21 protein-coding genes, 1 tRNA gene and 1 pseudogene are annotated in these 24,967 nt (G+C 39.1%); 8 read left to right on the top strand and 15 right to left on the bottom strand.

Translation table 11 applies throughout. The features are described from left to right. The 3 genes and pseudogenes from J1E28_RS01490 to J1E28_RS01480 all read right to left on the bottom strand — a co-directional run. Positions 1 to 146: pseudogene (locus J1E28_RS01490) on the bottom strand (aminoacyl-tRNA hydrolase); the annotation flags it as partial. Beyond that, a complete protein-coding gene (locus J1E28_RS01485) occupies positions 146 to 682 on the bottom strand; it encodes a 50S ribosomal protein L25/general stress protein Ctc (protein ID WP_291026166.1) in 537 nt (178 codons plus the stop codon). The gene J1E28_RS01485 and the pseudogene J1E28_RS01490, both read right to left, overlap by 1 nt. Before the next feature lie 63 nt (positions 683 to 745). Then, positions 746 to 2,029: a citrate synthase gene (locus tag J1E28_RS01480; RefSeq protein ID WP_291026165.1), complete on the bottom strand. Its 1,284-nt coding sequence runs from the start codon at positions 2,027 to 2,029 to the stop codon at positions 746 to 748. A gap of 222 nt (positions 2,030 to 2,251) precedes the next feature. Here J1E28_RS01480 and J1E28_RS01475 point away from each other — a divergent pair, with 222 nt between their 5' ends. After that, positions 2,252 to 2,596, top strand: a complete 345-nt coding sequence (locus tag J1E28_RS01475) for a hypothetical protein (protein WP_291026164.1) — start codon at positions 2,252 to 2,254, stop codon at positions 2,594 to 2,596. A 60-nt stretch (positions 2,597 to 2,656) separates the two neighbouring features. Here J1E28_RS01475 and J1E28_RS01470 read toward each other — a convergent pair whose 3' ends face one another. The 10 genes from J1E28_RS01470 to J1E28_RS01425 all read right to left on the bottom strand — a co-directional run bounded on the left by J1E28_RS01470 (position 2,657) and on the right by J1E28_RS01425 (position 13,919). Continuing rightward, entirely contained in the window at positions 2,657 to 3,253 is a 597-nt protein-coding gene (locus tag J1E28_RS01470) for a YqiA/YcfP family alpha/beta fold hydrolase (protein ID WP_291026163.1), read from the bottom strand. Positions 3,254 to 3,272: 19 nt separating this feature from the next. Further along, positions 3,273 to 6,338 carry an efflux RND transporter permease subunit gene (locus tag J1E28_RS01465; RefSeq protein ID WP_291026162.1) on the bottom strand — a complete coding sequence of 1,022 codons (3,066 nt, stop codon included), beginning with the start codon at positions 6,336 to 6,338 and terminating at the stop codon, positions 3,273 to 3,275. Further along, on the bottom strand, positions 6,338 to 7,426 hold the full coding sequence (locus tag J1E28_RS01460) for an efflux RND transporter periplasmic adaptor subunit (protein ID WP_291026161.1): 1,089 nt from the start codon (positions 7,424 to 7,426) through the stop codon (positions 6,338 to 6,340). The genes J1E28_RS01465 and J1E28_RS01460 overlap by 1 nt, the downstream gene beginning before the upstream one ends. Beyond that, complete coding sequence (locus J1E28_RS01455) at positions 7,423 to 8,721, bottom strand: TolC family protein (protein ID WP_291026160.1); 1,299 nt, start codon at positions 8,719 to 8,721, stop codon at positions 7,423 to 7,425. The genes J1E28_RS01460 and J1E28_RS01455 overlap by 4 nt, the downstream gene beginning before the upstream one ends. An 80-nt stretch (positions 8,722 to 8,801) precedes the next feature. After that, entirely contained in the window at positions 8,802 to 9,791 is a 990-nt protein-coding gene (locus J1E28_RS01450; RefSeq protein WP_291026159.1) for a hypothetical protein, read from the bottom strand. Next, positions 9,788 to 10,936 carry a dihydropteroate synthase gene (gene folP, locus J1E28_RS01445; RefSeq protein ID WP_291026158.1) on the bottom strand — a complete coding sequence of 383 codons (1,149 nt, stop codon included), beginning with the start codon at positions 10,934 to 10,936 and terminating at the stop codon, positions 9,788 to 9,790. The genes J1E28_RS01450 and folP overlap by 4 nt, the downstream gene beginning before the upstream one ends. Continuing rightward, positions 10,933 to 11,553, bottom strand: a complete 621-nt coding sequence (locus J1E28_RS01440) for a DNA polymerase III subunit delta' (protein WP_291026157.1) — start codon at positions 11,551 to 11,553, stop codon at positions 10,933 to 10,935. The genes folP and J1E28_RS01440 overlap by 4 nt, the downstream gene beginning before the upstream one ends. A 7-nt stretch (positions 11,554 to 11,560) precedes the next feature. Further along, positions 11,561 to 12,106, bottom strand: coding sequence for a HobA family DNA replication regulator (locus J1E28_RS01435; protein WP_291026156.1), 546 nt, complete (start codon positions 12,104 to 12,106; stop codon positions 11,561 to 11,563). Between the two features lie 15 nt (positions 12,107 to 12,121). After that, positions 12,122 to 13,327, bottom strand: coding sequence for an aspartate kinase (locus tag J1E28_RS01430; RefSeq protein WP_291026155.1), 1,206 nt, complete (start codon positions 13,325 to 13,327; stop codon positions 12,122 to 12,124). 82 nt (positions 13,328 to 13,409) lie between these two features. Continuing rightward, a complete protein-coding gene (locus tag J1E28_RS01425; RefSeq protein ID WP_291026154.1) occupies positions 13,410 to 13,919 on the bottom strand; it encodes an RNA pyrophosphohydrolase in 510 nt (169 codons plus the stop codon). Between the two features lie 95 nt (positions 13,920 to 14,014). Here J1E28_RS01425 and hemW point away from each other — a divergent pair, with 95 nt between their 5' ends. After that, the gene (gene hemW, locus J1E28_RS01420; RefSeq protein WP_291026153.1) at positions 14,015 to 15,121 is read left to right on the top strand and encodes a radical SAM family heme chaperone HemW; all 1,107 of its coding nucleotides are present in this window, start codon (positions 14,015 to 14,017) and stop codon (positions 15,119 to 15,121) included. Positions 15,122 to 15,337: 216 nt separating this feature from the next. Here the strand turns inward: hemW and pyrC are convergent, their stop codons facing one another. Further along, positions 15,338 to 16,357, bottom strand: a complete 1,020-nt coding sequence (gene pyrC / locus J1E28_RS01415) for a dihydroorotase (RefSeq protein WP_291026152.1) — start codon at positions 16,355 to 16,357, stop codon at positions 15,338 to 15,340. A gap of 2 nt (positions 16,358 to 16,359) precedes the next feature. Beyond that, positions 16,360 to 17,781 carry a phosphomannomutase/phosphoglucomutase gene (locus J1E28_RS01410; protein WP_291026151.1) on the bottom strand — a complete coding sequence of 474 codons (1,422 nt, stop codon included), beginning with the start codon at positions 17,779 to 17,781 and terminating at the stop codon, positions 16,360 to 16,362. Positions 17,782 to 18,134: 353 nt separating this feature from the next. On the opposite strand from J1E28_RS01410, the gene hisC reads away from it, so the two are divergent. The 6 genes from hisC (at position 18,135) to J1E28_RS01380 (ending at position 24,849) form a co-directional block, all read left to right on the top strand. Beyond that, positions 18,135 to 19,250 carry a histidinol-phosphate transaminase gene (hisC, locus tag J1E28_RS01405; protein ID WP_291026150.1) on the top strand — a complete coding sequence of 372 codons (1,116 nt, stop codon included), beginning with the start codon at positions 18,135 to 18,137 and terminating at the stop codon, positions 19,248 to 19,250. 8 nt (positions 19,251 to 19,258) lie between these two features. Next, the gene (gene fliF / locus J1E28_RS01400) at positions 19,259 to 20,980 is read left to right on the top strand and encodes a flagellar basal-body MS-ring/collar protein FliF (protein WP_291026149.1); all 1,722 of its coding nucleotides are present in this window, start codon (positions 19,259 to 19,261) and stop codon (positions 20,978 to 20,980) included. Positions 20,981 to 20,989: 9 nt separating this feature from the next. Beyond that, the gene (fliG, locus tag J1E28_RS01395) at positions 20,990 to 22,021 is read left to right on the top strand and encodes a flagellar motor switch protein FliG (RefSeq protein WP_291026148.1); all 1,032 of its coding nucleotides are present in this window, start codon (positions 20,990 to 20,992) and stop codon (positions 22,019 to 22,021) included. Continuing rightward, positions 22,008 to 22,838 (top strand): flagellar assembly protein FliH, encoded by an 831-nt coding sequence (gene fliH, locus J1E28_RS01390; protein ID WP_291026147.1) that lies wholly within the window; start codon positions 22,008 to 22,010, stop codon positions 22,836 to 22,838. The genes fliG and fliH overlap by 14 nt, the downstream gene beginning before the upstream one ends. Further along, positions 22,774 to 24,720, top strand: coding sequence for a 1-deoxy-D-xylulose-5-phosphate synthase (dxs, locus tag J1E28_RS01385; protein ID WP_291026146.1), 1,947 nt, complete (start codon positions 22,774 to 22,776; stop codon positions 24,718 to 24,720). Before fliH ends, dxs begins: the two co-directional genes overlap by 65 nt. Before the next feature lie 44 nt (positions 24,721 to 24,764). Next, positions 24,765 to 24,849: transfer RNA gene (locus J1E28_RS01380), tRNA-Leu, on the top strand. The last annotated feature ends 118 nt before the right edge of the window (positions 24,850 to 24,967 follow it).

Here is a 24,967-nt window from a genome sequence, read left to right as displayed (position 1 = left end):
ACTTGGGCATTAAATTTCTTATCAAAGTCAAATGCGAGCTGAAGCTTTTCTAACAGAAAATCAAGCACCATAAAGCCAACATTATGCCGAGTATTTGCGTAATTGACACCCGGATTGCCAAGCCCTGCGATAAGGAGGCAGGACATTACTTGGCTTTAATCACTCCAACAACTGCCACAGATGGGCGGTTAATGATACTTACGCCATTTATCTGTGGTAAATCACGCACGAGAATAGAATCTCCTACATCTAAATCGCTCACATCAAGCTCATAGACATTAGGAAGATTTTCAGGGCTACACTTTACGCTAATGCGTTTAGTAGAGACAAAAAGCACCCCTTTATTTTTTAAGCCCTTTGCGCTCCCTTTAACGCGTACAGGCACTTTATATTTACTGACTATACCTTTTTGAGCCAAAAGCAAATCCACGTGGATAAGCGTGTTTGTTACAGGATCTTTTTGATATTCTTGAATCACCACATCTAAGGTTTTATTGCCAACTTTTACAGGGAAAATCAAAGTATTTTTATGTTTGATTGTCTTTATAAAGTCATTGAGCTTAAAGGCGCAGTGGATATTCTCCTGCCCTTTGCCATAGATGTTTGCAATTAGATAACCATCATTCCTCAAAGCTTTTGCTTGAGATTTGGAAATACTCTCTCTAATTTGTCCTTCTAGCATTGTGTTTCCTTTTATCAAATTTAAGGGTGGCATTATAGCCAAAAACCCTTAAATACACTTGAGTTAGTCTCCTATATATACTTGTCTTGGTCGTGTGATTCTTGTTGTAGGATCTTTGATATGCTCTAAAAGCTGTGCGCACCAGCCGGGCATTCGTCCAATCACAAAAATAGGAGTGAAAAGCGATACAGGGATTTTAAGTGCAGTAAGAATAATGCCAGAGTAGAAATCCACATTTGGATAGAGATTTCTTTCTACAAAGTAGCTATCTTTGAGCGCTACCTCTTCTACTTTCTGCGCCAAATCGCTTAGGCGTGAATCCATTTTAATGCCTTTTTTATCCAAATCATCTTTGAGTCCTTTAAGAATCTTTGCGCGTGGGTCGTAGTTTTTATACTCACGATGTCCAAAGCCCATAAGTCTAAATGGATCATTTTTATCCTTTGCTTTGGCGATGAATTTATCTACATTTTTTACATCACCAATTTCATTGAGCATATCAAGCACCTTTTCGTTTGCTCCTCCGTGTGCAGCTCCCCATAGCGCATTTACCCCCGCACTTAAAGCTGCATAGGGGTGTGCGCCTGTGGAGGCAACATTACGCACGGTTGTAGTAGAGGCATTTTGTCCGTGGTCAGCGTGAAGTATGAAGATTTTATCCAAAGCTTCTACTTCTAGGGTTGTGATTTCAGCTTCGCCCTTAAGCGTATGTTTCATTTTACCGCCCGGATATGCACGAAGCATATAGAGGAAGTTTTCCACATAGCCGCGCGCTACATCAGGGTAGATGTAGGGAATCCCCAAAGAGTGGCGATAAGCAAAGGCTACAAGCGTAGTGATTTTACCTATTGCGCGTCTTGCCATTGTTTGTCGCTCATTCTCATCAGCCATATTCAAGTGATGAAAGTGGAAAGTTGAGAGCGCAGCAAGGGCTGCGGAGAGATTTGCCATAGGGTGAGCAGTATCAGGGAATGCTTTAAAAATATTTACAAGCCCCTCGTGTAAGAATCCACGATGTATTAACTCAAGCTCAAACTCCTTTGATTCTGTCTTGTTTTTTGGGGCTTTGCTTGTGAGGAGGAGCTTACATACATCGGTGAAGCAATATTTTTCTACAAGCTCTGCCACAGGAATGCCTTTATAGAGGAGCTTGCCCTCTTTACCATCGATGTAGCTAATTGTAGATTTGCACCCAGCTGTTGAGCCATAGCCTGGATCATAAGAAAAAATATTTGTGCGTTCAAAAAGCTTAGAAAAATTCACGGCTTTTGGTCCTCTATTACACTCAATGAGGTCAAAATCAAAGCTTTCTTTTGTCTCGTTGTTAGTTAGCGTGATGGTTGCCATACTTTCTCCTTTGAAATGTGATTATGGATTGATTATGGCACAAATCTACAAATGTTTTGTTAAATAAAGAAATTAAATTTTGAGTTAAAATGCATCTAAAAAGTGCTAAACAAGATTTAGTATTTTCAACGATATATCATTATATCTCTATGGTTATTTTTGTAATGGGCTGTTAAATAAAGAGCGTGTATAATAGGCGCATAATTATGTAAGGAGGAGACTATGCCAAAAAAGATAACTTTAACAGATAAAGACAGAGGGGAACTCGCACCACTGCTTCATCTCACAGAAGCCGAACGTGCTTTATTGCCCGAAGAAATCTTACAAAAGCTTGATCTCCTTACTAAAGAACAAAGTGAGGGAGACTTTAAGAGACTTGAAGAGATTATTGAGAAAAGCATACATTCTGTGAGATCTTTTGAGTTGAATAAGGCATCTGAATCAAAGCTTACGCGAAGTCACAAAAAAGAGTATTTATGGTGGGCGATGAACTATCGCTTTTTTCTTGCACAGCGTAAGGCTCAACGCGCTCGCCGCAAAAGCAAAAAGAGTAAAAAACACAAATAACTTAAGTTTCTACTCATCATTTTGTTTTATAAAATGATGAGATTTTTTAACTTAGCTTGACTAAGAATCCTCCAAAAATGGGCGTAAATGTGGATAGAGTGGCGCAAAGTCAGCAATAATATGCCCTCCTTGTATATGAAGAATCTCGCCATAATGTTGCCAATAAGCTTGTGAAATATCCCTATCAATACGTTCATCATTATGAGCTAAACATACGATTGTGCGTATTTTTGGCATAGGTGTGCGCAGGGCAAGGGCATAGCTTTGCCAATGTGCAAGACTAAGAGTAAAGGTGGCATTTGTATTGCTGATGTGTTGGGGTTTGTCAATATATTTTTTAAGCTGACTAAGGGGTTCAAAAACAGGATTAAAAAGCACAAATGTGTGAGGTAATGATAATTCAAGCTCGGAGCTATGGAGAATAAGCTGCCATAGATAGAAAGCCCCCAAAGAATTGCCAATAAAACCAAAGGGTGCAGAAGATAAGGTTTGTTTGTGCATTTTAAATTGCGTGGCTAGATTGTGTAGATTTGTTACAAAATTCCCTCCATTTTCATATATAAGTTCTAAAGGTGCTATCTGTAACCCCTTACATATACGCTCATAGCTCAAAGATTGTTTTGAAGAATGAAAGCCGTGAGAATAAAAAAACTCCATTCTTTTCTCCTTTATTTACTTACACCCCAAATTTTCGAACAACTATTCTAAAGAGCGGGGGGAGTATAAGGAGGGTAAGCATCGAAGATGTTACAAGTCCGCCAAGGACCACGATAGCAAGAGGTTTTTGCACCTCACTCCCCACTCCTGTGGATAAAAGCATAGGAATAAGCCCAAGTGCAGCAATAAATGCAGTCATTAATACAGGGCGCAATCGCCTTTTTGCCCCAATCACAATCGTATCATTAAGGCTATATCCCTCCTTGAGGAGTTGTAAAAAATATCCAATCATTACCACGCCATTAAGCACAGCAATACCAAAAAGTGTAATAAATCCCACAGAAGCAGGGACAGATATATATTCTCCTGATAGGAAAAGTGAAATAAGCCCACCCGTAACTGCAAAGGGGATATTAAGCAAAATCAGCAAAGAAAGAGGAATGGATTTAAAGGTAAAGAAAAGAATAAAAAAGATAGCAAGGATACTTAAGGGAATCACGGTGGAAAGTCGCGCATTGGCGCGTTGCTGATTCTCAAATTGCCCCCCATAGGTAATCGAATAGCCATCGGGCAATTCCACTTGTGCGGCGATTTTCTCCTTTGCTTCCTGCACAAAGCTCCCTAAATCTCGCCCCATCACATTACTGCGCACGACACTATATCGCTTTGATTGCTCTCTTTGAATTTGCACGGGACCATCGATTTCTTGAATATCAGCTATGGAGCTAATAGGCACGGAATTGCCATCTAAAGAGCTCATTTGTAGGCTTTTGAGCTTTGTAATATCAGAGGCAATATCATTATCTTGGCGGATAATCACGGGGATTCTCGCAAAGCCCTGCGGTATATAGCTTACGATGATACCCTCAAGGCTAGAGCGCATAAACTTTGTAAATTCATCACTTGAAATGCCTGTATTTGCCATAATAGAATGCCAAGGCGTTACATACAAATAATTCACACCCTTATTGAGCGTGGTGAAAACTTCGGTTGAGCCTTTAATATCTTTAAGAATCTCCACAATTTGCAAGCTTAAATCATTGAGTTTTTCTATCTCTAGTCCAAAAATTTTAATCGCCAAATCCCCGCGCACACCAGTAAGCATTTCGGAGATTCTCATATCAATAGGCTGCACAAGCGCGATATTCATACCCTTAAATTCACTCGCTACCTCGCGTATTTTATTCTCAATTTCTGCCATATTTTTTGCTTGCCATTCTTTTTTGGGTTTAAAGGACACAAACGCATCGCTTTGATTAAATCCTGCCGGATCAAGCCCCGCTTCATCTGCACCTGTGCGCGTAACTATACTTTTTATCTCTGGTACTCTAGCAAGCAGTTCTTTTTGCATAAGCAGCATTACATCGCGGCTTTGCTCAAGCGAAATAGAAGGGCTAGATTCAACATTAAGCACCAAATCTCCCTCCTGCAGGGTAGGCATAAAGGCGCTTCCTATGAGAGGAAAAAGTGAAAAACTTACAACTAAAAAGCCTATCGCCCCACACAGGAGTATTTTTGTCTTTGTCAGTGCAAAATGCAGCATCGGCTCATAGATTTTATGAAAAAACTTTGTAAGTCTTGTTTCGTGGTGCTGTGTGGCTTTAAGCACAAAGGAGCTAATCACGGGAATAACCGTCATAGAAAGAATGAGTGAGCCAAGCAAGGCAAATACAATCGTTTGTGCGAGGGGGATAAAGAATTTGCCCTCTAATCCCTCAAGTGTGAGGATAGGCACAAAGAAAATAATGATGATAATAATCCCGCTAAAAACAGAGGTGGAAATTTCCTTACACGCACGATAAATTGTGTGTAATTTTGGGGAGTTTTTAGCAAGACTAAGTTTCTCAAAGGCATTTTCGACATTGACAACTGCAGAATCCACTAAGATTCCAACTGCAATAGCTAAGCCCCCAAGACTCATTAAGTTTGCTGAAATATCATAATGGCGCATCATTATAAAGGCTACGGCAATTGCAAGGGGTAAAATCACGCTTACTGCTACCGCTGCACGCACATCTCCAAGGAATAAAAAAAGCAAAATAATAATAAGCACCACCGCTTCTGTGAGCGTTTTAATAACATTATTCACTGCTTTTTGTGTCAGCTCGGAACGATCATAAAATACGCGCAATTCCAAATTATCTGGCAATTCTGGCTTGAGCTCTTCCATTTTTAGCCTAATCTCTTTAATGGCATCGCGTGAATTTGCGCCTTTAAGAGAAAGCACCAATCCTAGAGCAGTCTCCCCTTTGCCATCAATTGTTGTAAGTCCAAGCCGCGTCATATGGCTCTCAATCACATCACAAAAATTTCGTATAGGCACATAACCAAATTTTGTAATCATAGAGATATTTTCAATTTCTTCTATGTTTGCTGCGCCTGTTTGCACCTTTACAAGGAAATTTTCATTATCGCGTGTTACGCGTCCTGCACCATCATTTTTAAGATTGGCATTGAGTACATCTTCTAAGTCGCTAATGGTGATGCCAAGTCTTGCCATATCATCAAAATCAGGTACGACTACGATTGCCCTCGCATATCCGCCTAAACGATTGACATCAGCCACTCCTTTGATATTACGCAAGGCAGGGCGTATTGTAAAATCAAGCAATTCTCTTTTTTGCACTTCTGATATGGAATTATCGCTACTTTCAAGAGTAAACATAAACATATCACTCAAAGGTGTTACAATCGGTGCAAGTCCGCCATTTACTTCCGCAGGTAAATCTCCCAAGGTGGTGGAGAGCTTTTCATTGACCATATTACGTGCAAGATAAATATCTGTGCCGTCATTAAAATCAATAGTAATATCAGCAAGTCCGTATTTTGAGAGGCTACGCAAACTCTTTTGATTAGGCAAACCAAGCAGTTCTAGCTCCAAAGGACGCACTACACGATTTTCTACTTCTTCTGGTGCCATACCCGGAGCTTTGAGGATAATTTTTACTTGCGTAGAGGAAACATCAGGGAAAGCATCAATGGGGATTGTAAAAAATGAATATACACCAAAGACAAAAAGCATAATCGCACTAAGCACGACTATCATTCGTTGCTTGAGGGAAAATTCTATGATTTTAGCTAGCATTATTCTCCCCCAAGCCCGTCCATCATACCTTTGAGACTAATAATGTTGCCTGTGGCGATTTTCATTTGATTATTTAGTCCTTTTGGGTCAATCACAAAGCTATTATCTCTCTCTTCAACCTTAATAATTTTGGTAGGCTTAAAGCCCTTAGCGCTTTGCACAAAGATGAAATAGTCATTGCCATTTTTAATCACTGCTGATGAGGGGATAAGAATCGTGCCTTTGGGCAATAAGCCATCGATATAGACTTCTATCATCTCGCCCACTTTGAGGTTTGTATTATAGATATTTGCGGTAGCAAGAATCGTATTTGAAGCCTTATCAATCACAACAGAAATAGTTTCAATCTCACCGATTTTATTGCCATCATCATCAAACACAGGCGCACCTTTTTGGATATTATGCGAGAGATGCAAAGGAATCTTAATGCGCCCTAAGAAATTATTTGTTTCATTTTCATTCATCTTTGAGATTCTCACATAGGGCGTAAAAGCTTCTATTTTTTCTCCACTGCGCCTTGGGGCAACAGACAAAATCCCCGAAGTTTTTGCCACTACGGGGAATCCAGACTTGCCTTGTGAGCCATTTTTAATGAAATTTGGATCAATGCCAAGTAAATCGAGCTTAGATTTAATCTCATTGAGCTTTAAATATAATTCATTCATTGCAAGATAGCTTAATTGATACTCTCGCCTTGAAATCACCCCTGCCTTATAGAGAGCCTTATCTTTGGCTTCATTTTCTCTTACAATTTTTAGTCGCTCTTGCGTGTTGGTAAGCTCAAAAAAAAGCTCACTCAACTCATTTGAACTAATATCACAAATCAAATCCCCCTCTTTCACGCTCTCTCCCTCACGCTTATAGATATTAACCACGATTGTCTCAAAGCTTGAGCTTTGTGTGCTTGAGCTTCTATCATCAAAGTCAATAAGGGCATTAAAAGGCACTCCCTTAGTGTTAAAAGCTTGATTAAGTGGGATAATTTTAATACCATTTTTTGCAATCTCTTCTTGTGAAATCACAATCTCATCGGCACAAAACACAAAATGAGCGTATATAAGGGGGATAAGCCACAGATATTTTTTCACGATTTTTCCTTTGCGGGTGGGATAGCAGGGAGATTCAAAACCGAAGCTAAAGTCTCTTCAAGTTTAGCAAGGGTTAAAACATAATCTCGTTTTGCCTGTGTGGTGGCAACCATCGCATCTAAGTGTTCATTTTTGACACTCAAATATTCAAATGCGCTTATTTTACCCGCCTCATATCCAATGCGTGATATTGAACTAAGCTGGGCGCGATTATCTTCATTGTCTTTAGCAAGAGCGATAATTTCTTTTTTACTTTCAAGTTGGTCAATATAGGATTGTGCATTCATAAGGAGCGAATCTTTTAAAATCTCACTCTCGCGGATTGCCCCACTTTGCAGGGCAAGATACATTGCTTTTTGGTTACCATATTTTGTAGTGAGCGGGAGAGGGATTCTGACTTTAAATATCACACCATTGTTTGATTCAGCCCTACTTATACCCCCACCAATCTCAATAGCGTCAAATCGGTTTTGAGAGGCGAGAGAGGCATTATAGTGATAATCTTTAATATCAAGGCTCACAATATCAAGGTAAAGATTTTCGCTTAAGGCTTTCTCAAGGCGTGTATTATCAAAATTTAAATATTCAAAACCTAGTCCATTGATACTTATATTGCTATCTTGTGCAGTAATGCCAAGTATGACTTTGAGGGCATTAAGCGTGTTTATAAGCTCTGTGTGTAAGGTTCTTAGGGCTACTTTTGTGGCTAAAAAATCACTTTTAAAAAAGAGATATTGGGATTTACTGATGCGTCCGGCTTCATATTGACTCTGTGAGATTTTTAGCTGGTCTTTGGCATTTTCATAGCGCGTTGTGTAAATGTCGTGTTGCTCGTTTAGAACAAGATAGTCTAAATACAATCTTTTTGCGCTAATAAGGGCTAATCGCCTTGTGAGCTCATAGATTTTCTCCTGTCTTAGAATCTTGTTTTTATAGATTTGTGAAAGCGTATAGCTTACCCACGGCAAACGAGGAGTGAGCATTAATAAAAGTGTGCTTTCAAGCTCACTGCCCCCGCTTGGAGACTTGATGCGATTAAGCTCTGCCTCAAAATATGAGCTATTCCACGCGCGATTTGCCTTGCCCTCATAGACAAGAGCTTGTGCCATTGCGCTTTCTTTAGCAAGGTTGATAGAATATTTTTCTACTCGTGCGATAAATTCATCAATATTTATCGTGTGCGTATTGCTTGGGGTGTGGATATGAAATTCCTCTTCAAGTTTATTAAAATCTATAAATTCAGAATTTCCATACATCACACTTACATAGAATATAAGAGGAGCAATATACCTCATTACCACTATCCTTAACTTTAGGGTCTTGCTAATTGTTTTGCCACATTTGTGTTGCTATTATAAGGGCATTTTTTAAGTTTTTACTTAATGTTTGCCTTAAAATCACGCACAAAGCTGTTAAATCGGGTAGAATACACAGGATTTTTTGTATTCATATATTCTGAAATCATAAGAATGAGCTTTTGATTGAGATTGGTGCAGATTTTTGTACATACTTCAGAAAATTCTTGTTCATCAGCACCAAACATCGCTTCATCAAGCATTTGGACATAATAATTGTAGATTTTTTGATTATGCTCATCTTGTTTTTTATCTTCAAGCATTTTTTCTCGTATTTCCTCAAGCTCCTCTATGGGGAGATTTTTGAGATAGTTTTTAGAATACATACCTGTGAGAGAGAGTACTTCAGAGACAAGAGCAAGTTTTTCTGGCGTATTATTTAAGTATTCTCTGTAAGTATCATTAAATATATCTTTGGGCATAAAATTTTTGACAATAAGGAGTTTTAAATGCGCCATATCTAGAATCTGCTCTCGTTTTACATCGCTTGAAAGCTTAGTGATAGTGCTTTGCAAACGTGCTATATCATTACGTTTTTTCTCATAATAATTCATTATGGTTTTATATTCTTCGATAGGCAAATTTTTAAGTTGTATAGAGATTTGATGAAGTAGTATCTCTTGAAACTCGTGATAAGCAATGCGCAAGATTCTTTGCATTTTGCGAGCAGAAAAATTTCTAATATTAAGCGTTAAGGTATCGACTATATCAGAATAGCTAAAATCACTAAAAGCATCTCGTATGATGCCTATGAGCAAAAGTGTGTCGTGTAGATTTTCTTGTACTTTGACTTTAAAATCATTTATATCTGCCTCATCAAGCGAGCTTACTACAAATTCATCTTTATTCATATAGTGCAAAAAGCCCAATGTCTCCTCTCGTGTAGATTTTTCATAGAGCTTTATCACACTTTCTCTATCAAGCTTTTCTAGTTCTTGCTCGGTATGTCCGTGTCGTAACAAAAATGCTTTAAGAGGCTTTAAATCTCTTCTTTCATCTTGTATATTCATTGCATCTCCTTATAGATTCTAAGTATATCAATATGCTCATCTTCATCGTGTATGCGCAAGATATTTGCTCCATTTTGCAGAGCATACAAATGCAGTGCCAAAGTCCCAGCAAGTCGCTCACAAGTAGGCTTATTTGTAATCTCACCAATAGTATTTTTGCGGCTAGCCCCCACAAGTAGGGGAAATCCAAAATGCTCAAAATGTGATAAATGCTTGATGAGTGCGATATTTTGTTCTCTATTTTTGGCAAACCCAAAACCAATATCAAGGATTATATCTTTTACTCCTGCTTGAGTAAGTTGAGTGATTTTATCGGCAAAAAATGTATCTATATCATTAAAAAGATGCGTATAGGTATGTGTGAGATTCTGCATTGTTTTTGGTGTGCCTTTTGTGTGCATTAAAATCACTTGAGCCTTATATTGTGCAGCGATTTCTATCATTGCAGGCGCAGAAAATCCACTCACATCATTTATTATTTTGAATCCGCGGGAGAGAGCATAATTGGCAGTTTTTGGATTATAGGTATCAATGCTAAAACACATTGTATCATAGAGTTTATGTGTGGCGATGTATTCTATTATAGGTTCAAGACGCGCCATTTCCTCATCGGCATTAATGTGCTCACTGCCCGGGCGAGAGCTTGCTGCACCAATATCAATGATTGCTACTTCTTTTTGCATAAGCGCGTGGATTCTATCAATCGCTCCTTGCGTATCTTGTCTTGATGGTGCATAAAAGCTATCGGGCGTGATATTAATAATTGCCATAATAGCTTTTTGATGTGCAAAGGCTAAAGAATGGGGAGAGGGAGCAAGATGAGATTGAAGTGCTTTATGTAATGCTTTTAAGCCAAAAGGTTGCATTATGAGTTTAGGAAGCATTTTTTCAAGCTGGCTTTGTGTGCCAAAAAGTAGGGCGATATGTTCGCCTTTGTGAGTAATGCACCCTTTGGGTGTAGCGCACTCTCCCCCTGCGCTCAAGGCAATTTGTTTTAAGATATTCATCGCTTCAAAGCTCAAATCTTTGATTTCAAAGCCAAAAATTTGTGTTTTTTTATTCATAATTTTTTGTCCCATATTTTCTACGCCAATAGACTGCATTGCGTGTGAAAGAGAGAGGGGATTAAGCCTTTGGACTTTCATTGTTGCTTCTTTTGTTTTTGGTAGATGCGCAAAAGCAGAGGGAGAAAGATGTAGTTTTGTTTTTCAGTAGCATCATTTTGGTTAAGAGCTATGGCTTTATCAAAGAGGGCGAGTTCTTTTTGCGTGAGCGGAATCTGTGCTTCATATAGAGCAAAAAGAAGAGATTGAATACGCATTTTAATCTCCTCTTTGCTCTGTGATGAGGCATCATTTTGTTTGCAAAAATTATAAATGGATTCAAGATTGAGTTTTTTTAGCTCAAGCTCAAAGGGTGGAATCTGTGTTTTGTGTTTATGGGTGATAAGGCGCATACGAGAGCGAATAGTAGGAAGGAGAGCATTTTTATTTTTAGCAATAATGATAAATTGCGCCATTTCTGGCGGTTCTTCTATGATTTTTAGTAGTGCATTTTGTGCGGCGATATTGTATTTATTAGCACAAATAATAAGAAGCATTTCTTGTTCATAAGTAAGATAACTTTGCGCAATCACCTCTTTAGCATCATCAATCTTAAAATCTTCTCTTTCAAAGATTTGATACTCTTGCTCATTGCGCCCCTCTTTAAGCTCATCTATCAAGTCTTTTGCAAAGGGCGTGATATGGATAATGCCTGTCATTTTACGCCTATATATCAAGTGAGATTTGATTAAACATCGCAGCTAGAAGCGCCCTCTCAAAAACTTTAAAGAGGATAAGCAATTTATAATCAAGATATTCATCTGTGGATTTAAGAATCTCATTTTCATCAAATATTAAATACCACCCTCTGCCGTGCTCTTTTGCAAAATTTGAGCCTATACTTTTTTTGCCTATATACCAAAATTGATAGTTTGAAGATATCATATCAAGCATATTATAAATAAATTTAGGGCTTTTTGTATTTTCTTGCGTGTTGGAACTTATCATATCCTGTAAGTGTGTAATTTGTATGATAGGAAAAAATGGGCGTCCTTTATGGGGTTGATTAATATGATGAATAATATATTCCCCAAACCATTTTCGCATATTATCTGTGAGTATAATAACACTTCCGCCTTGCAAGATATGTGCAATAGTTTGTGCCATTTGTGGCAGAATTAAAAAACGTTTTTCCTCTATCCATCCACTCATTACACCTTTTTTTTCATCTTCGCGTATGGTGGTTAAAAGCCAATCATTAATATTTTGCATCTCACTCCCTATACTCTAATGTTCTAGTTTATAGACGCTATGGAGCTTACGCACAGCGTCTTCGGCGAATTCTGCATTAATAATCATAGAAATTTTAATCTCACTTGTGCTTATCATCATAATATTAATATTATCCTGTGCTAATGCTTTAAAAGCAGTGCTTGCCACGCCAGAGTGAGACTTCATACCCACGCCCACAATGGATACTTTGGCGATATTATTATCATATTCTATATTGCCAAAATCTGCTTTAAACTTCTCAAGTACTTGTTGGGTAAGCTGCACTTCTGTTTTTGGAATCGTAAAGTCAATATCGGTTTTGCCATCGCGCCCGATAGTTTGCACAATCATATCTACATTGATATTATTATCTGCTAAAAGTCCAAAAATATCTGCAGCGATTCCCGGGCGATCAAGCACATCAGCAAGACTTACTCGAGCTTGATTCTTATCAAGTGCCACACCGCTCACAATTGGCTTTTCCATTATATCCTCCTCTTTAGTAATAAGTGTCCCTTCTACTTGGCTAAATGAACTTGCGCAGAGCAAACGGACATTGAGTTTTTTAGCAAGCTCCACCGAGCGATTAAGAAGCACTTTTGCCCCCATAGACGCAAGCTCTAGCATTTCATCATAGCTAATTTTATGCAATTTTCTTGCTTCTTTGACAATGCGCGGGTCGGTTGTATAGATACCATCAACATCACTATAAATCTCACATTGTATAGCATTGAGCGCCCCTGCTAGAGCCACTGCGGAGAGGTCGCTCCCCCCGCGCCCTAGAGTTGTAACTTCGCCTTTTGTGGAAATACCTTGGAATCCCGCCACAACCACCACATAGCCCTCATTAAGCAAATGAAAAATCTTTGTTGTATCAATGTATTCTATTCGTGCCTTTGTATGAAAGGTATCTGTAACAATCCCAGCACCCCTCCCGCTTAGCGAAATAGCTTTGATACCCATAGATTCTAGGGCAATCGCAAGGAGTGCTGCGCTCACGCGTTCACCCGCACTTAGCGCCATATCAACCTCGCGTGTATTAGGCAAGGGTGTGAAATGCTGTGTGAATTGGATAAGTTTATCCGTCTCTCCACTCATTGCTGATACGACGATAACAAGGCTATGTCCTTGAGCCTTGCTTTCTTTAACGCGTTTTGCGACATTGTGGATTCTCTCACAATCCCCCATACTTGTGCCACCATATTTTTGCACGATGAGCATAGCAATCCTTGATGTGAAGTTTAGAGGTTGCAATCATAGAATCTTCTTGCTTAAGATTCTATTCTTATTTGAGATATTGTGCTTAGAGATAACCTTCTTTTTTAAAATGCCCCAAAATTTGCTTATAGACTTCTTTTTTAAAATGCGTAACGCGCAAAAAAAGCTCCTCTGCACTCACAAAGGCGTATTCATCAAATTCAGGGATAGGCGTTTTGAGATTAATTTCAGATTCATTTTTCAATCGCACCAAGAAATATTTTTGAATCTGCCCTGCAAAGCCTCTATACATTTTCTTTGCCATTGTTTTGGGGAAGTCATATTGCACCCAATGAGGGCACTCGCTGATAATTTCTACATTATTTGTGCCTATTTCCTCTTTAAGTTCACGCAAAAGTGCATCTTTAGGGCTTTCTCCTGCATCAATCCCACCTTGTGGGAATTGCCACGCACCTTTAATATCAGAACGTTGAGCGATAAAAAAGCGACATTCCTTAGGATAAGCACTTGAGAGAATCACAGCGCCCACATTAGGGCGATATTTTTTTTCTTGCGTTGTATCCTGCGTTGGTAACATAGATTGTATCAAAGCCATATTCTGCCTTTAGATTCTAAGTTTTGCCATTATACGCTACAATATATAATATTTTATTTAGCCTTAAAAAGAAAAGCGACAAGGGATTTTGAGCGATGCGATTGTATATCCATATACCTTTTTGTGCGAGTAAATGTGGATATTGCGCCTTTACTTCTTTTGTGGGGGAGGAAGCAAATTTTGAATCCTACATAGAAGCGTTGTGTGTGGATTTAGAGCAGAGCTTAAAGGCAAAATATTATCATTTAAACTCCATTTTTATCGGTGGAGGCACCCCCAATCTTTTAGATTCTAAGTTTTATCAAAAAATTTTTACTCTCATAGAGCAATATGCACATATTGAGCAAGATTGTGAGATAAGCCTTGAGGCAAATGTAAATCTCCTCAATAAACAATGGTGCAAGGATTTACGCGCTTTGGGGGCAAATCGATTGAGTGTGGGAGTGCAGAGCTTTTATGAGCCAAAGTTAGCATTTTTAGAGCGTGATCACAGCGTAAAAGATATTGCTTATCGTATGGAGAGTGCTTATAATGCGGGCTTTAGCAATCTAAGTTGTGATCTCATTATCACGCCACTTGATACGAGAACGATTTTAGAATCTGAACTCGTTAATGCCCTCAAACTCCCTATACAGCATTTATCAGTGTATGCTCTAAGCATTGATGAGGGTTCGCGTTTTGCTATAAAAAAGGACATCAATGAAAAAATGAATGAAAATAATGAAGAGGAGCTAAGCTTTTTTGCAAGAGATTTGCTTGAAGCGAGAGGGTTTAGGCAATATGAAGTTTCAAATTATGCAAAAAATCATAATGGCAAAAATTGCACGAATGAATGTGCGCATAACATAGGCTATTGGCAGGGCGAGGAGTATGTGGGGGCAGGTTTGGGGGCAGTTGGGCGCATAGGGCAGACGCGATTGAGGGCTTATACACATCTTAAACAATACTTACAAAATCCAACAGGGCGGTATGTAGAGCATTTAGAATCCACGCATTTACGCACAGAGGCAATTATGCTCGGGCTTCGATGCGTGAGGGGATTTGACATAGCATTTTTAGGCAAAAATGCACAAGAGCTTATTGCTTTGCTCATACAAGGGGAAAAATGCCACATCAAAAAGGCGCAAGAGAAGACATTTTTGTGCGCAAACGAGCTTTTTTTGGGCGATGAGATTGCTTTATGGATTCTCTCCCGTCTTTAACTTTTTGTTGGCTTAGAGAAATAAAAAGAATCGAATATATAAATATCATTGCAAGGAGATTCTAGAATTTCTTTAATAGAATCTTTTGCGCTTTTATATTGAATGCGTCAAAATGATTCTTAAAACATAAATCTTAATTATTAGATTATAGATACCAAATAATAGGCTTTTTTATATTCTCTAGAGATTAATCTTGCAATTTTAAGGTATTTTAACTTATTTAATGCGCCACGAGAGAGACTCTCCTGCCAAAAATGGCACGATTGCTCCAAGTGGGCTATTAATGTGCTGTGGGATAGTAAAAGGAGCTTTTTCAAGTGTGATAGTTTTAGGTGCGTAATCTTGCAAATCATAAATTGCTATCGCTCTATCGCTCACAAAGCTTTGCAAATAATCAAGGGCATTGTGCGATTCAAAAAGCTCTGCAAGGGCAGGGAGGAGTGCGGGTGCGCTAAAAATCCCTGCTGCTCCTTTGTGTGAGAGTTTTGCGCTCTTTAAATGTGGCGCACTATCTGAACCAAAGCTAATTTTTGGGTGTGCTTTGAGTGCTGCTTCAAGCAAGGCTTGTTGGTCTTTTTTGGTTTTAAGCATTGGTTTGCAGAAATGATGAGGATTAAGCATTCCACCACAGAGGTCATCAAGGCTTAAAGTGATATGATGAAGTGTGAGCGTGGCAAAAAGATTATCATATTTTTCAAGTAGCGCGAGGCTGCGCCTATCGCTTAAATGCTCAATAATAATGCGAAGTTTTGGAAAATGCTCGGCAATATAGGCAAATATAGGCAAAAACTCGAACTCGCGCTCCATACAAAAGCCATTGCTCTCGCCGTGTATAGAGAGTATGAATCCTAGCTCTTCTGCTAAAGCAAAAACTTGCAGTGTTTTATCGCATAAAATATCCTTTACTCCACCCTCACTTCCTGTGGTTGCACCTTTTGGATAGAGTTTTAGAATCCGCACCCCTGCTTTTTTAGCCGATACTAATTCCTCTTTTGTGAGTTCGGGAGTGAGAAAAAGTGTTACTAAAGGTGTAAAATCACAAGTGCTCAAGGAGAGAATATGCTCTTTGTAGGCAATAGCTAAGGCTGTGGTGGTGATTGGGATTTTGAGATTTGGCATCACTACTGCTGCGCTAAAAGGCTTTGCGCTAAAGGGTAGCACGGCTTCTAGCATTTCCCCCTCGCGTAAATGTAAGTGCATATCCATTGGATTATGAAGTGTGATATTTAAAGACATTTCTATCCTTTTTGGCAGGTTTCAAGAAGATGGAGCAGATGTGTTTTGTAGTTTTGACAATCTTTTTCGCTCACGCTCTCAAAACGCGTAACAAGCACAGGCGTAGTATTACTTGCTCTTATTAAGCCCCAACCATTTTCAAATACTACGCGCAATCCATCAATATCAATAATTTCTTTAATAAGTGGAAAGTCTGCAGGTGGATTTTGCAACGCTTTTTTTAATGCACTAATGAGGGCAAATTTTTGCTCCTCTGTGGTTTTAATTTTCTCCTCATCGGTGCTATACAATCGTGGCAGGGCAGATATGGTGGATTCTAGCTCTTCTGGGGTATAATGCAAAAATAGCTCAAGGGCGCGGAAAGAGGCATAGATTGCATCATCATAGCCAAAGTAGCGGTCATTAAAAAAAAGATGCCCGCTCATTTCAGCGGCAAGATGAGCATTCAATTCTTTAAGCTTCACTTTAAGGTTACTATGCCCTGTTTTATACATTACCGCTTTGCCGATTTTATTAATCTCATCATACATCACTTGAGAGCATTTGACTTCGCCAATCACGATAGGGCTTAAAAAATGCGCTTTCATTTCTTTGGCAAATAAAATCGCTAATTCATCGCCTTTGTAAAGATAGTGACTTGTCAGCAGGGCTAATCTATCTGCATCTCCATCAAATGCTATGCCAATGGGGATTTGCTCTTGGCGCATTTGCGTTTTAAGGGCGTTAAGATTCTCCTCCTCGCTTGGGTCTGGGTGGTGATTAGGAAAATTTCCATCTGGCTCAAAAAAAAGCGGTGTGTAGGTGATATTGAGATTTTTTAGAATCTGCTCAATCGCCACTCCTGCCACGCCATTGCCACAATCATACACAACAGGATAAGGAAAGTCTTTGAGATGTTCAAAATGCTTTGTGAGAAAATCAATATAGGCTTGTTTTGCATTGAGATGAGGGAAATGTGCCGCATCTAGGGGTTGTGCTTTTTGCGAAGATTCCATAATAGAGGGGAGGGCTTGAGTGAGCTTTGCTCCCAATGTGCGGATTTGCTCCCCATAAAAAGGAGCGCGGTTAAGGGTGATTTTAAAGCCATTATATTGTGGGGGATTGTGAGAGCCTGTAATCATCACAGAATTTGGACAAGTGATAGAATCTATGCTATTAAAGGTTGCAAAATACGCCACTGGTGTAGGAATAAGCCCAAGTGCATATACTTCAATATCTACGCTTAAAAATCCCTCTGCAAGCCAAGCAAAAAGTGTGGGGGAATGAGTGCGTGCGTCATAGCCAATATGTATGCAAGGAGGGAAAGAAGAGTGTTTGATAAACTTACCGAGCTCTTGCCCGATACCAAAAACAACCTCGCGCGTGAGATCTTCTCCAAAAATGCCTCGAATATCATATTCACGAAAAATGTGTTCTATGCGCATATTTTGCCTTTGTTTAGTGTAAGATTAGGTGGGATTGTAGCAAAAATTATTATTAAGTTCGCTTGATTGCGTTGTATTTTATCTTAGGCGTAGATATAAAGGCAAAATGTTTTTTAAAGAATCTAGAATTTTATTTTTGCCAAAAAAGCGATGTGATTTTAGCTGTGTGCGGAATCTTTAAGTCATATTACATCTTAATTTGAGAAATGATAGGGAGTTTATTATGGATATAACTATAGAAACTCTTAAGTAAATTGTAAAAATTATAAAATTTTTAAGACTTTTGAGGTAAAATAAAGGATTTTTGGTAAGTAAGGTGTGAGGATAAACATTAAGAATTTTAAGGATAGGCGGTGTTTAGGAAGGCATTAGATAGGGTTGTAACCTATGAGGCAGGGAAGCCAATCGAGCTTGTAATGCGTGAATATGGCATTAAACAAGAAGATGTGATTAAACTAGGAAGTAATGAAAATCCCTATGGCACATCTCCTTTAGTCGTAGAATCTTTACAACACAATGCACATAAGGCGTTTTTGTATCCTGATGATTCTATGTATGAGCTTAAAGATGCCCTTGCTTTACGCTTTAATGTCCGCCCAAAAGAAATTATTATCGGCGCAGGGAGTGATCAAATCATTGAATTTTGTATGCAGGCTTTGGATCATAACAATGCGTGTGTGTTAATGGCAAAAACGACTTTTGCAATGTATGAAGTATATGCAAAACTCGTGGGTGTAGAGATTTGCAAGATTCAAGATGATTTTCATAATCTTGCTGAATTTTTACAACTTTATAAGAATGTAAAGGGTGCAGGCAAAAAGATAAGCGCTATTTTTCTTTGTGTGCCTAATAATCCTTTGGGCGAGTGCTTAGACGCGCAAGCAATAGAAGATTTTATACATCAAATCGATAAGGATACGCTTATAATCCTTGATGGGGCATATCAGGAATTTGCCGCGTATAAAGACAAGGCAAAGGCACTCAATCCCGCTGCCCTTATCAAAGAGTTTGAGAATGTTATTTATCTTGGGACATTTTCAAAAGTATATGGCTTAGGTGGTATGCGCGTGGGTTATGGAATCGCAAGTGAGCGCGTTATTTCTGCGCTCTATAAGGTGCGCCCACCCTTTAATGTAGGTGCATTAAGCCTTCAGGCTGCGCTTATAGCCCTAGGAGATAAGGTATTTGTGGAGCAGTGTATTCAAAATAATGCTGCACAAATGCTACGATATGAAGCTTATGCGAAGCAAAATGGGCTTGTTTTTATCCCTTCTTATGGGAATTTTATTACATTTTCACATAAGGATATAGAATCTTCGCATTTATGTGAATGGCTTTTGCAAAGAGGTGTGATTGTGCGTAATTTGCGTTCATATGGGCTTAATGCCTTTCGTATTACCATTGGCACAGATGCGCAAAATACACGAGTATTTGAGCTCATACAGACATATTTACAAACTCATAGTTAGGGGCAAATGTGGATTTAAAACTGATTTATGAACAAGTTTCAAAGATTTTAAATAAGCTCAATAAGAGACAGCAAATCATTATACTCACAACTATCATTGTGTTGATTAGCTTTTTGACTTATCTTATACTCTTTCGCGTAGAGACAAAAGATGAATATGAAAACTATGAGGTGCTTTTTAGCAACCTAAGCCCAGAGGATAGCGCGGCGATTTTACAGAGATTGCAACAAGAGAAAATCTCATATAAAATTCCACAAGATAATGTGATTCTTGTGCCAAAGGATAAAGTCTATGAGCAACGCATTAATATGGGTTCGCTTGGGTTACCAAAGGCAAGTAATGGTGTAGGCTTTGATATTTTGCTTGAAAATAATGTGGGAGAAACGCCCTTCACACAGGATATGAAATATCTTATCGCTAAGCAAAATGAACTTGCAAAAACCATTGAAAGCCTCAATCCCATTGATAAGGCGATTGTTAATATCTCTATGCCTAAAGAATCGCTTTTTGTGCAGGGGGGATACCCGCCTTCAGCTTCAGTAAAACTCACTGTGCGTGATAATATGTTTCTTACTCCTGAACAAGTCATAGGGATTAAATACCTCGTGGCAGCAGCGGTGGAGCGACTTGTCCCAGAATCTGTAAAGATTATTAACCAAGATGGAGAGCTTTTAGGCGAAGATGATGAGGCAGCCCAGCAGAGTGCGCGTGCAAGACAAGCAGCATTTCAACGCAAATTTCAACAAAATGCAGAAAATGCTATGGAGGCAAAGATTATTAAATTTTTGCAACCAAGTGTAGGCGATGGCGTTCAAGCACAAGTAACAATGGATTATGATTTTAGTGTGCGCAAATCCACACAAGAAGCATTTGATCAGAATCCTGTGGTGCGCGGTACGAGAGAATATGAGAAAGAGCGCAAAGGATTCCGTCCTCCTCAAATTGGTGGTGTGCCGGGCGTAGTAAGCAATATAGGTCCTGTGCAAGGCTTAAAAGAAGATGAAATGATGGAGTGGGAAAAAGAGAGTGAAGTTGTCATCAATAATGAGATTGGTAAAACCGTGAGTAATATTGATGAACATTATGGAGTGCTAAAACGCGTAAGTGCCTCTGTAATGATTGATGGCATTTATAAAGAGGTTGAGGGCGAAGATGGTGAACCACGTCTTGAGTATTCTCCGTGGCCACAAGAAGATATGGATAAATTTTTAGAAGGGGTAAAAAAAACCATTGGCTATAATGAAGCGCGTGGGGATCAAGTAGAGGTTATTAATATGCCCTTTAGAAGCACACAGCTTGATTATCGTCCAAAAGATGCCTTAGAGGAATTTTCAAGCAAAGTGGAGCGATACCTCAGTCCATTTATGCCATTGCTAAAATATGTGATTGTTGCAGTAATTTTGTTTGTTTTCTACAAGAAAATCGTTGCACCATTTGCAGAACGTATGCTTGAAGTGCAAGAAGAGGAAGATGATGAGATTGAATCTTTAATGCAGCTTGATGATGATGAAGAAGATGTGAATAAATTTAGCGAGTTGCGCAAACGCGTGGAGGATCAGCTCGGGCTTGGATCGGGGCTTGATGAGGATAATATCAAATATGAAGTGTTGCTTGAGAAGATGCGTAATGTGATTAGTGAGCGACCCCAAGAGATTGGTGCATTATTCCAAACGCTTATTCGAGATGAGCTTGATTTGACTGCAGGCGTTCAACATAATACATCAGCATAAGGAGTAGATATGGCAATTACACTTAGCCCGCGTCAAAGAGCGCAATATGATGAACTATCAATGTCAGAAAAAATCGCTATTTTGCTTGTGCAATTAGGCGATGAAATTACTTCAGAAATTTTCCACCACCTTGATGTTGATTCTATTACTGAAGTGAGTAAATATATTGCTCAAATGGGTGGTATGGATAAAAGTATTGGTGCGGCGGTTTTAGAGGAATTTTATGTTATTTTCCAATCTAATCAATATATCAATTCCGGTGGTATGGATTATGCGCGTGAATTGTTGATTAAATCATTAGGACCAGATGCAGCCAAGGCGATTTTAGATAAACTCGCCAAGACGATGCAATCTCAAAAGAATTTTGCCTATCTTTCAAAGATTCGTCCTCAACAGCTTGCAGACTTTATTATCAACGAACACCCTCAAACAATCGCACTTATTCTTGCGCATATGGACGCAAGTGGTGCAGCAGAGACTTTAGGATATTTTTCAGATGAATTGCGCGCAGAAGTGGCTATTCGTATGGCAAACCTCGGGGATATTTCGCCAAGTGTGGTTAAACGCGTGAGTGCAGTACTTGAAAATAAACTTGAATCGCTCACAAGTTACAAAGTCGAAGTGGGTGGAACGCGTTCTGTGGCAGAAATTTTCAACCGCTTGGGACAAAAAGCCGCCAAGGCAACCATTGCACAAATTGAGCAAATTGATTCACAATTAGCCATAGAAATTAAGGAAATGATGTTTACCTTTGAAGACATTACTAAGCTTGATAATAACGCTATTAGAGAGATTCTTAAAATCGCAGATAAAAAAGATCTTACCCTTGCGCTTAAATCTGCACCCGATGAGCTTAAGCAAAAATTTATGGGCAATATGTCTCAACGTGCGAGTGAGCAGTTTATGGAGGAAATGCAATTTTTGGGCGCAGTCAAGGTACGTGATGTGGAAAATGCACAAAGAAAAATCGTTGAAGTGGTGCAAACACTTGCAGAGCAGGGCTTAGTCCAGCTAGGAGAACAAGACGATGTCATTGCTTAACCAAGACAACATCATCGGGCAGGAGCGATTAAAGAATCATAATATTAAAAAATACGAGTTTAAGACTATTACTTCCGAGATGATAGAAAATAGCACAAACCATATAGAATCATCTCCTATTGTCGCTGAAACGCCCATAATTGATAAGCAAGAGGAGGCACAGGATATGAGTCTTGCAGAATCTAATGCACAAAAGATTGCAAGTTTAGAGCAAGAGTTGGTTGAAAAACTCCTTCAAAAGACAGATGAACTCTCAAGCTCCCTTGCTAAATTACAAATTCAGTTTGAAAAGTTGCAAGTTGAGAGTGAGCAGCGTGTGGTGAGCGCGAGAGATGAGGGCTATAAAGATGGCTTTAGAGAGGCACAAGAGAAAGCAAAAGATGAGTTATTTACCGAAGTGAATGGACAAAAAAAGGCATTAGTAGATTCTATTATTACACTTGAAAATACCTTAAAATCAAGCCAAAAGCATTTAGAGGAATTAGAAAAGGAATTGAGTGCTATTTCGGTGGATATTGCTAAGGAAGTGATTGTGAGTGAAGTAAGTGAAAATGCCCAAAAAATCGCTCTTAATCTCACGCGAGAATTACTTAAATCCATTATGGACGCAACAAATATTAAGATAAAAGTCAATCCTAATGATTATTTATATCTCAAAGAGCATTTAGCAGATAATACAAAAGTAGAAATCATTTCTGATAGTGCAGTATCGCTTGGTGGTGTGGTGATTGTGAGTGATAAGGGGAATATCGATGGCACCATTATGTCGCGCTATAAGAATCTCAAGCAATCTGTGCTTGAGAATATGCGTGAATGATAGGGGCTATATGACTTCCCAAGTGCCTAAAGTATATGATTTTGAGAGCTTAAGCACTCTTTCTTTAGCAGAGTTGAATGTACTCGCTGCGCGCATTAGGCAGAGAATTTTAGCGGTGGTAAGCTCAAATGGAGGACATTTAAGTTCAACACTTGGCGCGGTGGATTTGATTGTGGGAATGCACGCGGTATTTGATGTCAAAAAGCACCCTTTCATCTTTGATGTTTCTCATCAAGCTTATGCACATAAGCTCCTCACAGGAAGATGGGAGGCATTTAGCACCTTAAGGCAATTTGGTGGCATTAGCGGATTTTGTAATCCCAATGAATCTGCGAGTGATTATTTTATCGCGGGGCATAGCTCGACTTCTTTGTCTCTTGCTGTGGGTGTAGGGAGAGCAAGAACGCTAGGGGCAAAGAGCGGAATGCCTGTGGTAATGGTGGGCGATGGCTCAATGAGCGCAGGACTTATATATGAAGCTCTCAATGAACTCGGGGATAAGAAATACCCAATGGTAATTATCCTTAATGATAATGAGATGAGCATTGCTAAGCCTATTGGGGCGATTAGTAATTATCTTTCGCAGATTCTTACTACATCTTTTTATCAAAAAACGCGCGATAGCATTAAAAAAATGCTCACAAAAATGCCTGATTCTGCAACTTATCTTTATCTTGCAAAACGTTTTGAAGAATCCCTCAAACTCATTACGCCGGGCATTTTGTTTGAGGAATTAGGGCTTGATTATATTGGACCCATTGATGGGCATAATATAGAGCTTATTATTGCAACTTTGCATAAAGCAAAAGAGATGAATAAGCCTGTGATTATCCACGCACAAACGCTCAAAGGCAAGGGATATGAAATTGCCGAGGGGCATTTTGAGCATTGGCACGGCGTAGGTCCTTTTGACATTGATACGGGTTCTATGCTTAAAAAAGCTACTACTCTATCGCCCACAGCAGTGTTTGCCCAAAGTTTGCAAACATATCTAGGAGATGAAAAGGTTGTTGGTGCAACAGCAGCGATGCCAAGTGGCACAGGTATAGATAAGCTTATAGAAAAAGCTCCGGAGCGTTTTATTGATGTGGCGATTTGTGAAGCACACGCTGTTACTTCAATGGCGGCGATGGCAAAGGAGGGTTTTAAGCCCTTTGTCGCAATTTATTCTACTTTTTTGCAACGCGCCTATGATCAAATTATCCACGATGTAAGTATTCTTAATCTTCCTGTGCGTTTTTGTATTGACAGGGCAGGGATTGTAGGCGAAGATGGTGAGACGCATCAAGGGCTTTTTGATATTGCTTATTTGCGCTCAATCCCCAATATGGTGCTTTTTGCGCCTCGCGATAATGAGAGTTTGCGCCAAGCTGTGGATTTTGCTTATCATCATAATACCTCTCCTTGTGCATTTCGCTATCCACGTGGTGCATTTGTGCTAGATGATGGAATCTTCCCTGCAAGTGTATTTGAGCTTGGTAAGGCAGAGGTATTAAAAGAAGGTGAAAAACTCCTTCTTATAGGTTATGGTAATGGCGTAGGCAGGGCGTATAAGGCATATGAGGAGCTAGTAAAAATAGGCTATAAGCCGACTTTGCTTGATTTGCGTTTTGTAAAACCGCTTGATAAAAACATCTTATTTAAACTTTTAAATACGCATAAATATATATGTGTATTGAGTGATAGTTATTATATGGGCGGCGTGGGAAGCGCGATTTTAGAATGTATAGCAGAAGAAAATGTGCAAGATGTAGCGCTTAAGAGCTTTGAGATTAAAGATGAGTTTATCCCACACGGCAATAGCGCAAAGGTTGAATCTAGCCTTGGTTTAGGCACAAAAGAGATTGTTTTGGCTATTCAAAAGTGGCTAGATTCTAAGTAGAGTTTAAAGAAAAAATAAGTAAAATCCACGCTCTATCCTTGCTTGCGGGAATGGCGAAATTGGCAGACGCACCAGACTTAGGATCTGGCGCCGCAAGGCGTGGAGGTTCAAGTCCTCTTTCCCGCACCACTTAAGCTTTTTATTTTATCAATCTTTTATTTTTATGCTTAAATTTCGTAGATTCTAAAAGGTTGGTTCTCTATGTTTTTAGAGGTTGAATTTTGAATGCAAAATTTTATTTACCTCA

Origin of the sequence: Helicobacter sp., assembly GCF_022511165.1 — a bacterium.
Taxonomy (GTDB): domain Bacteria; phylum Campylobacterota; class Campylobacteria; order Campylobacterales; family Helicobacteraceae; genus Helicobacter_C.
The sequence above is the reverse complement of the archived record's forward strand: the minus strand, read 5'-3'. Positions and strand labels throughout refer to the sequence as shown.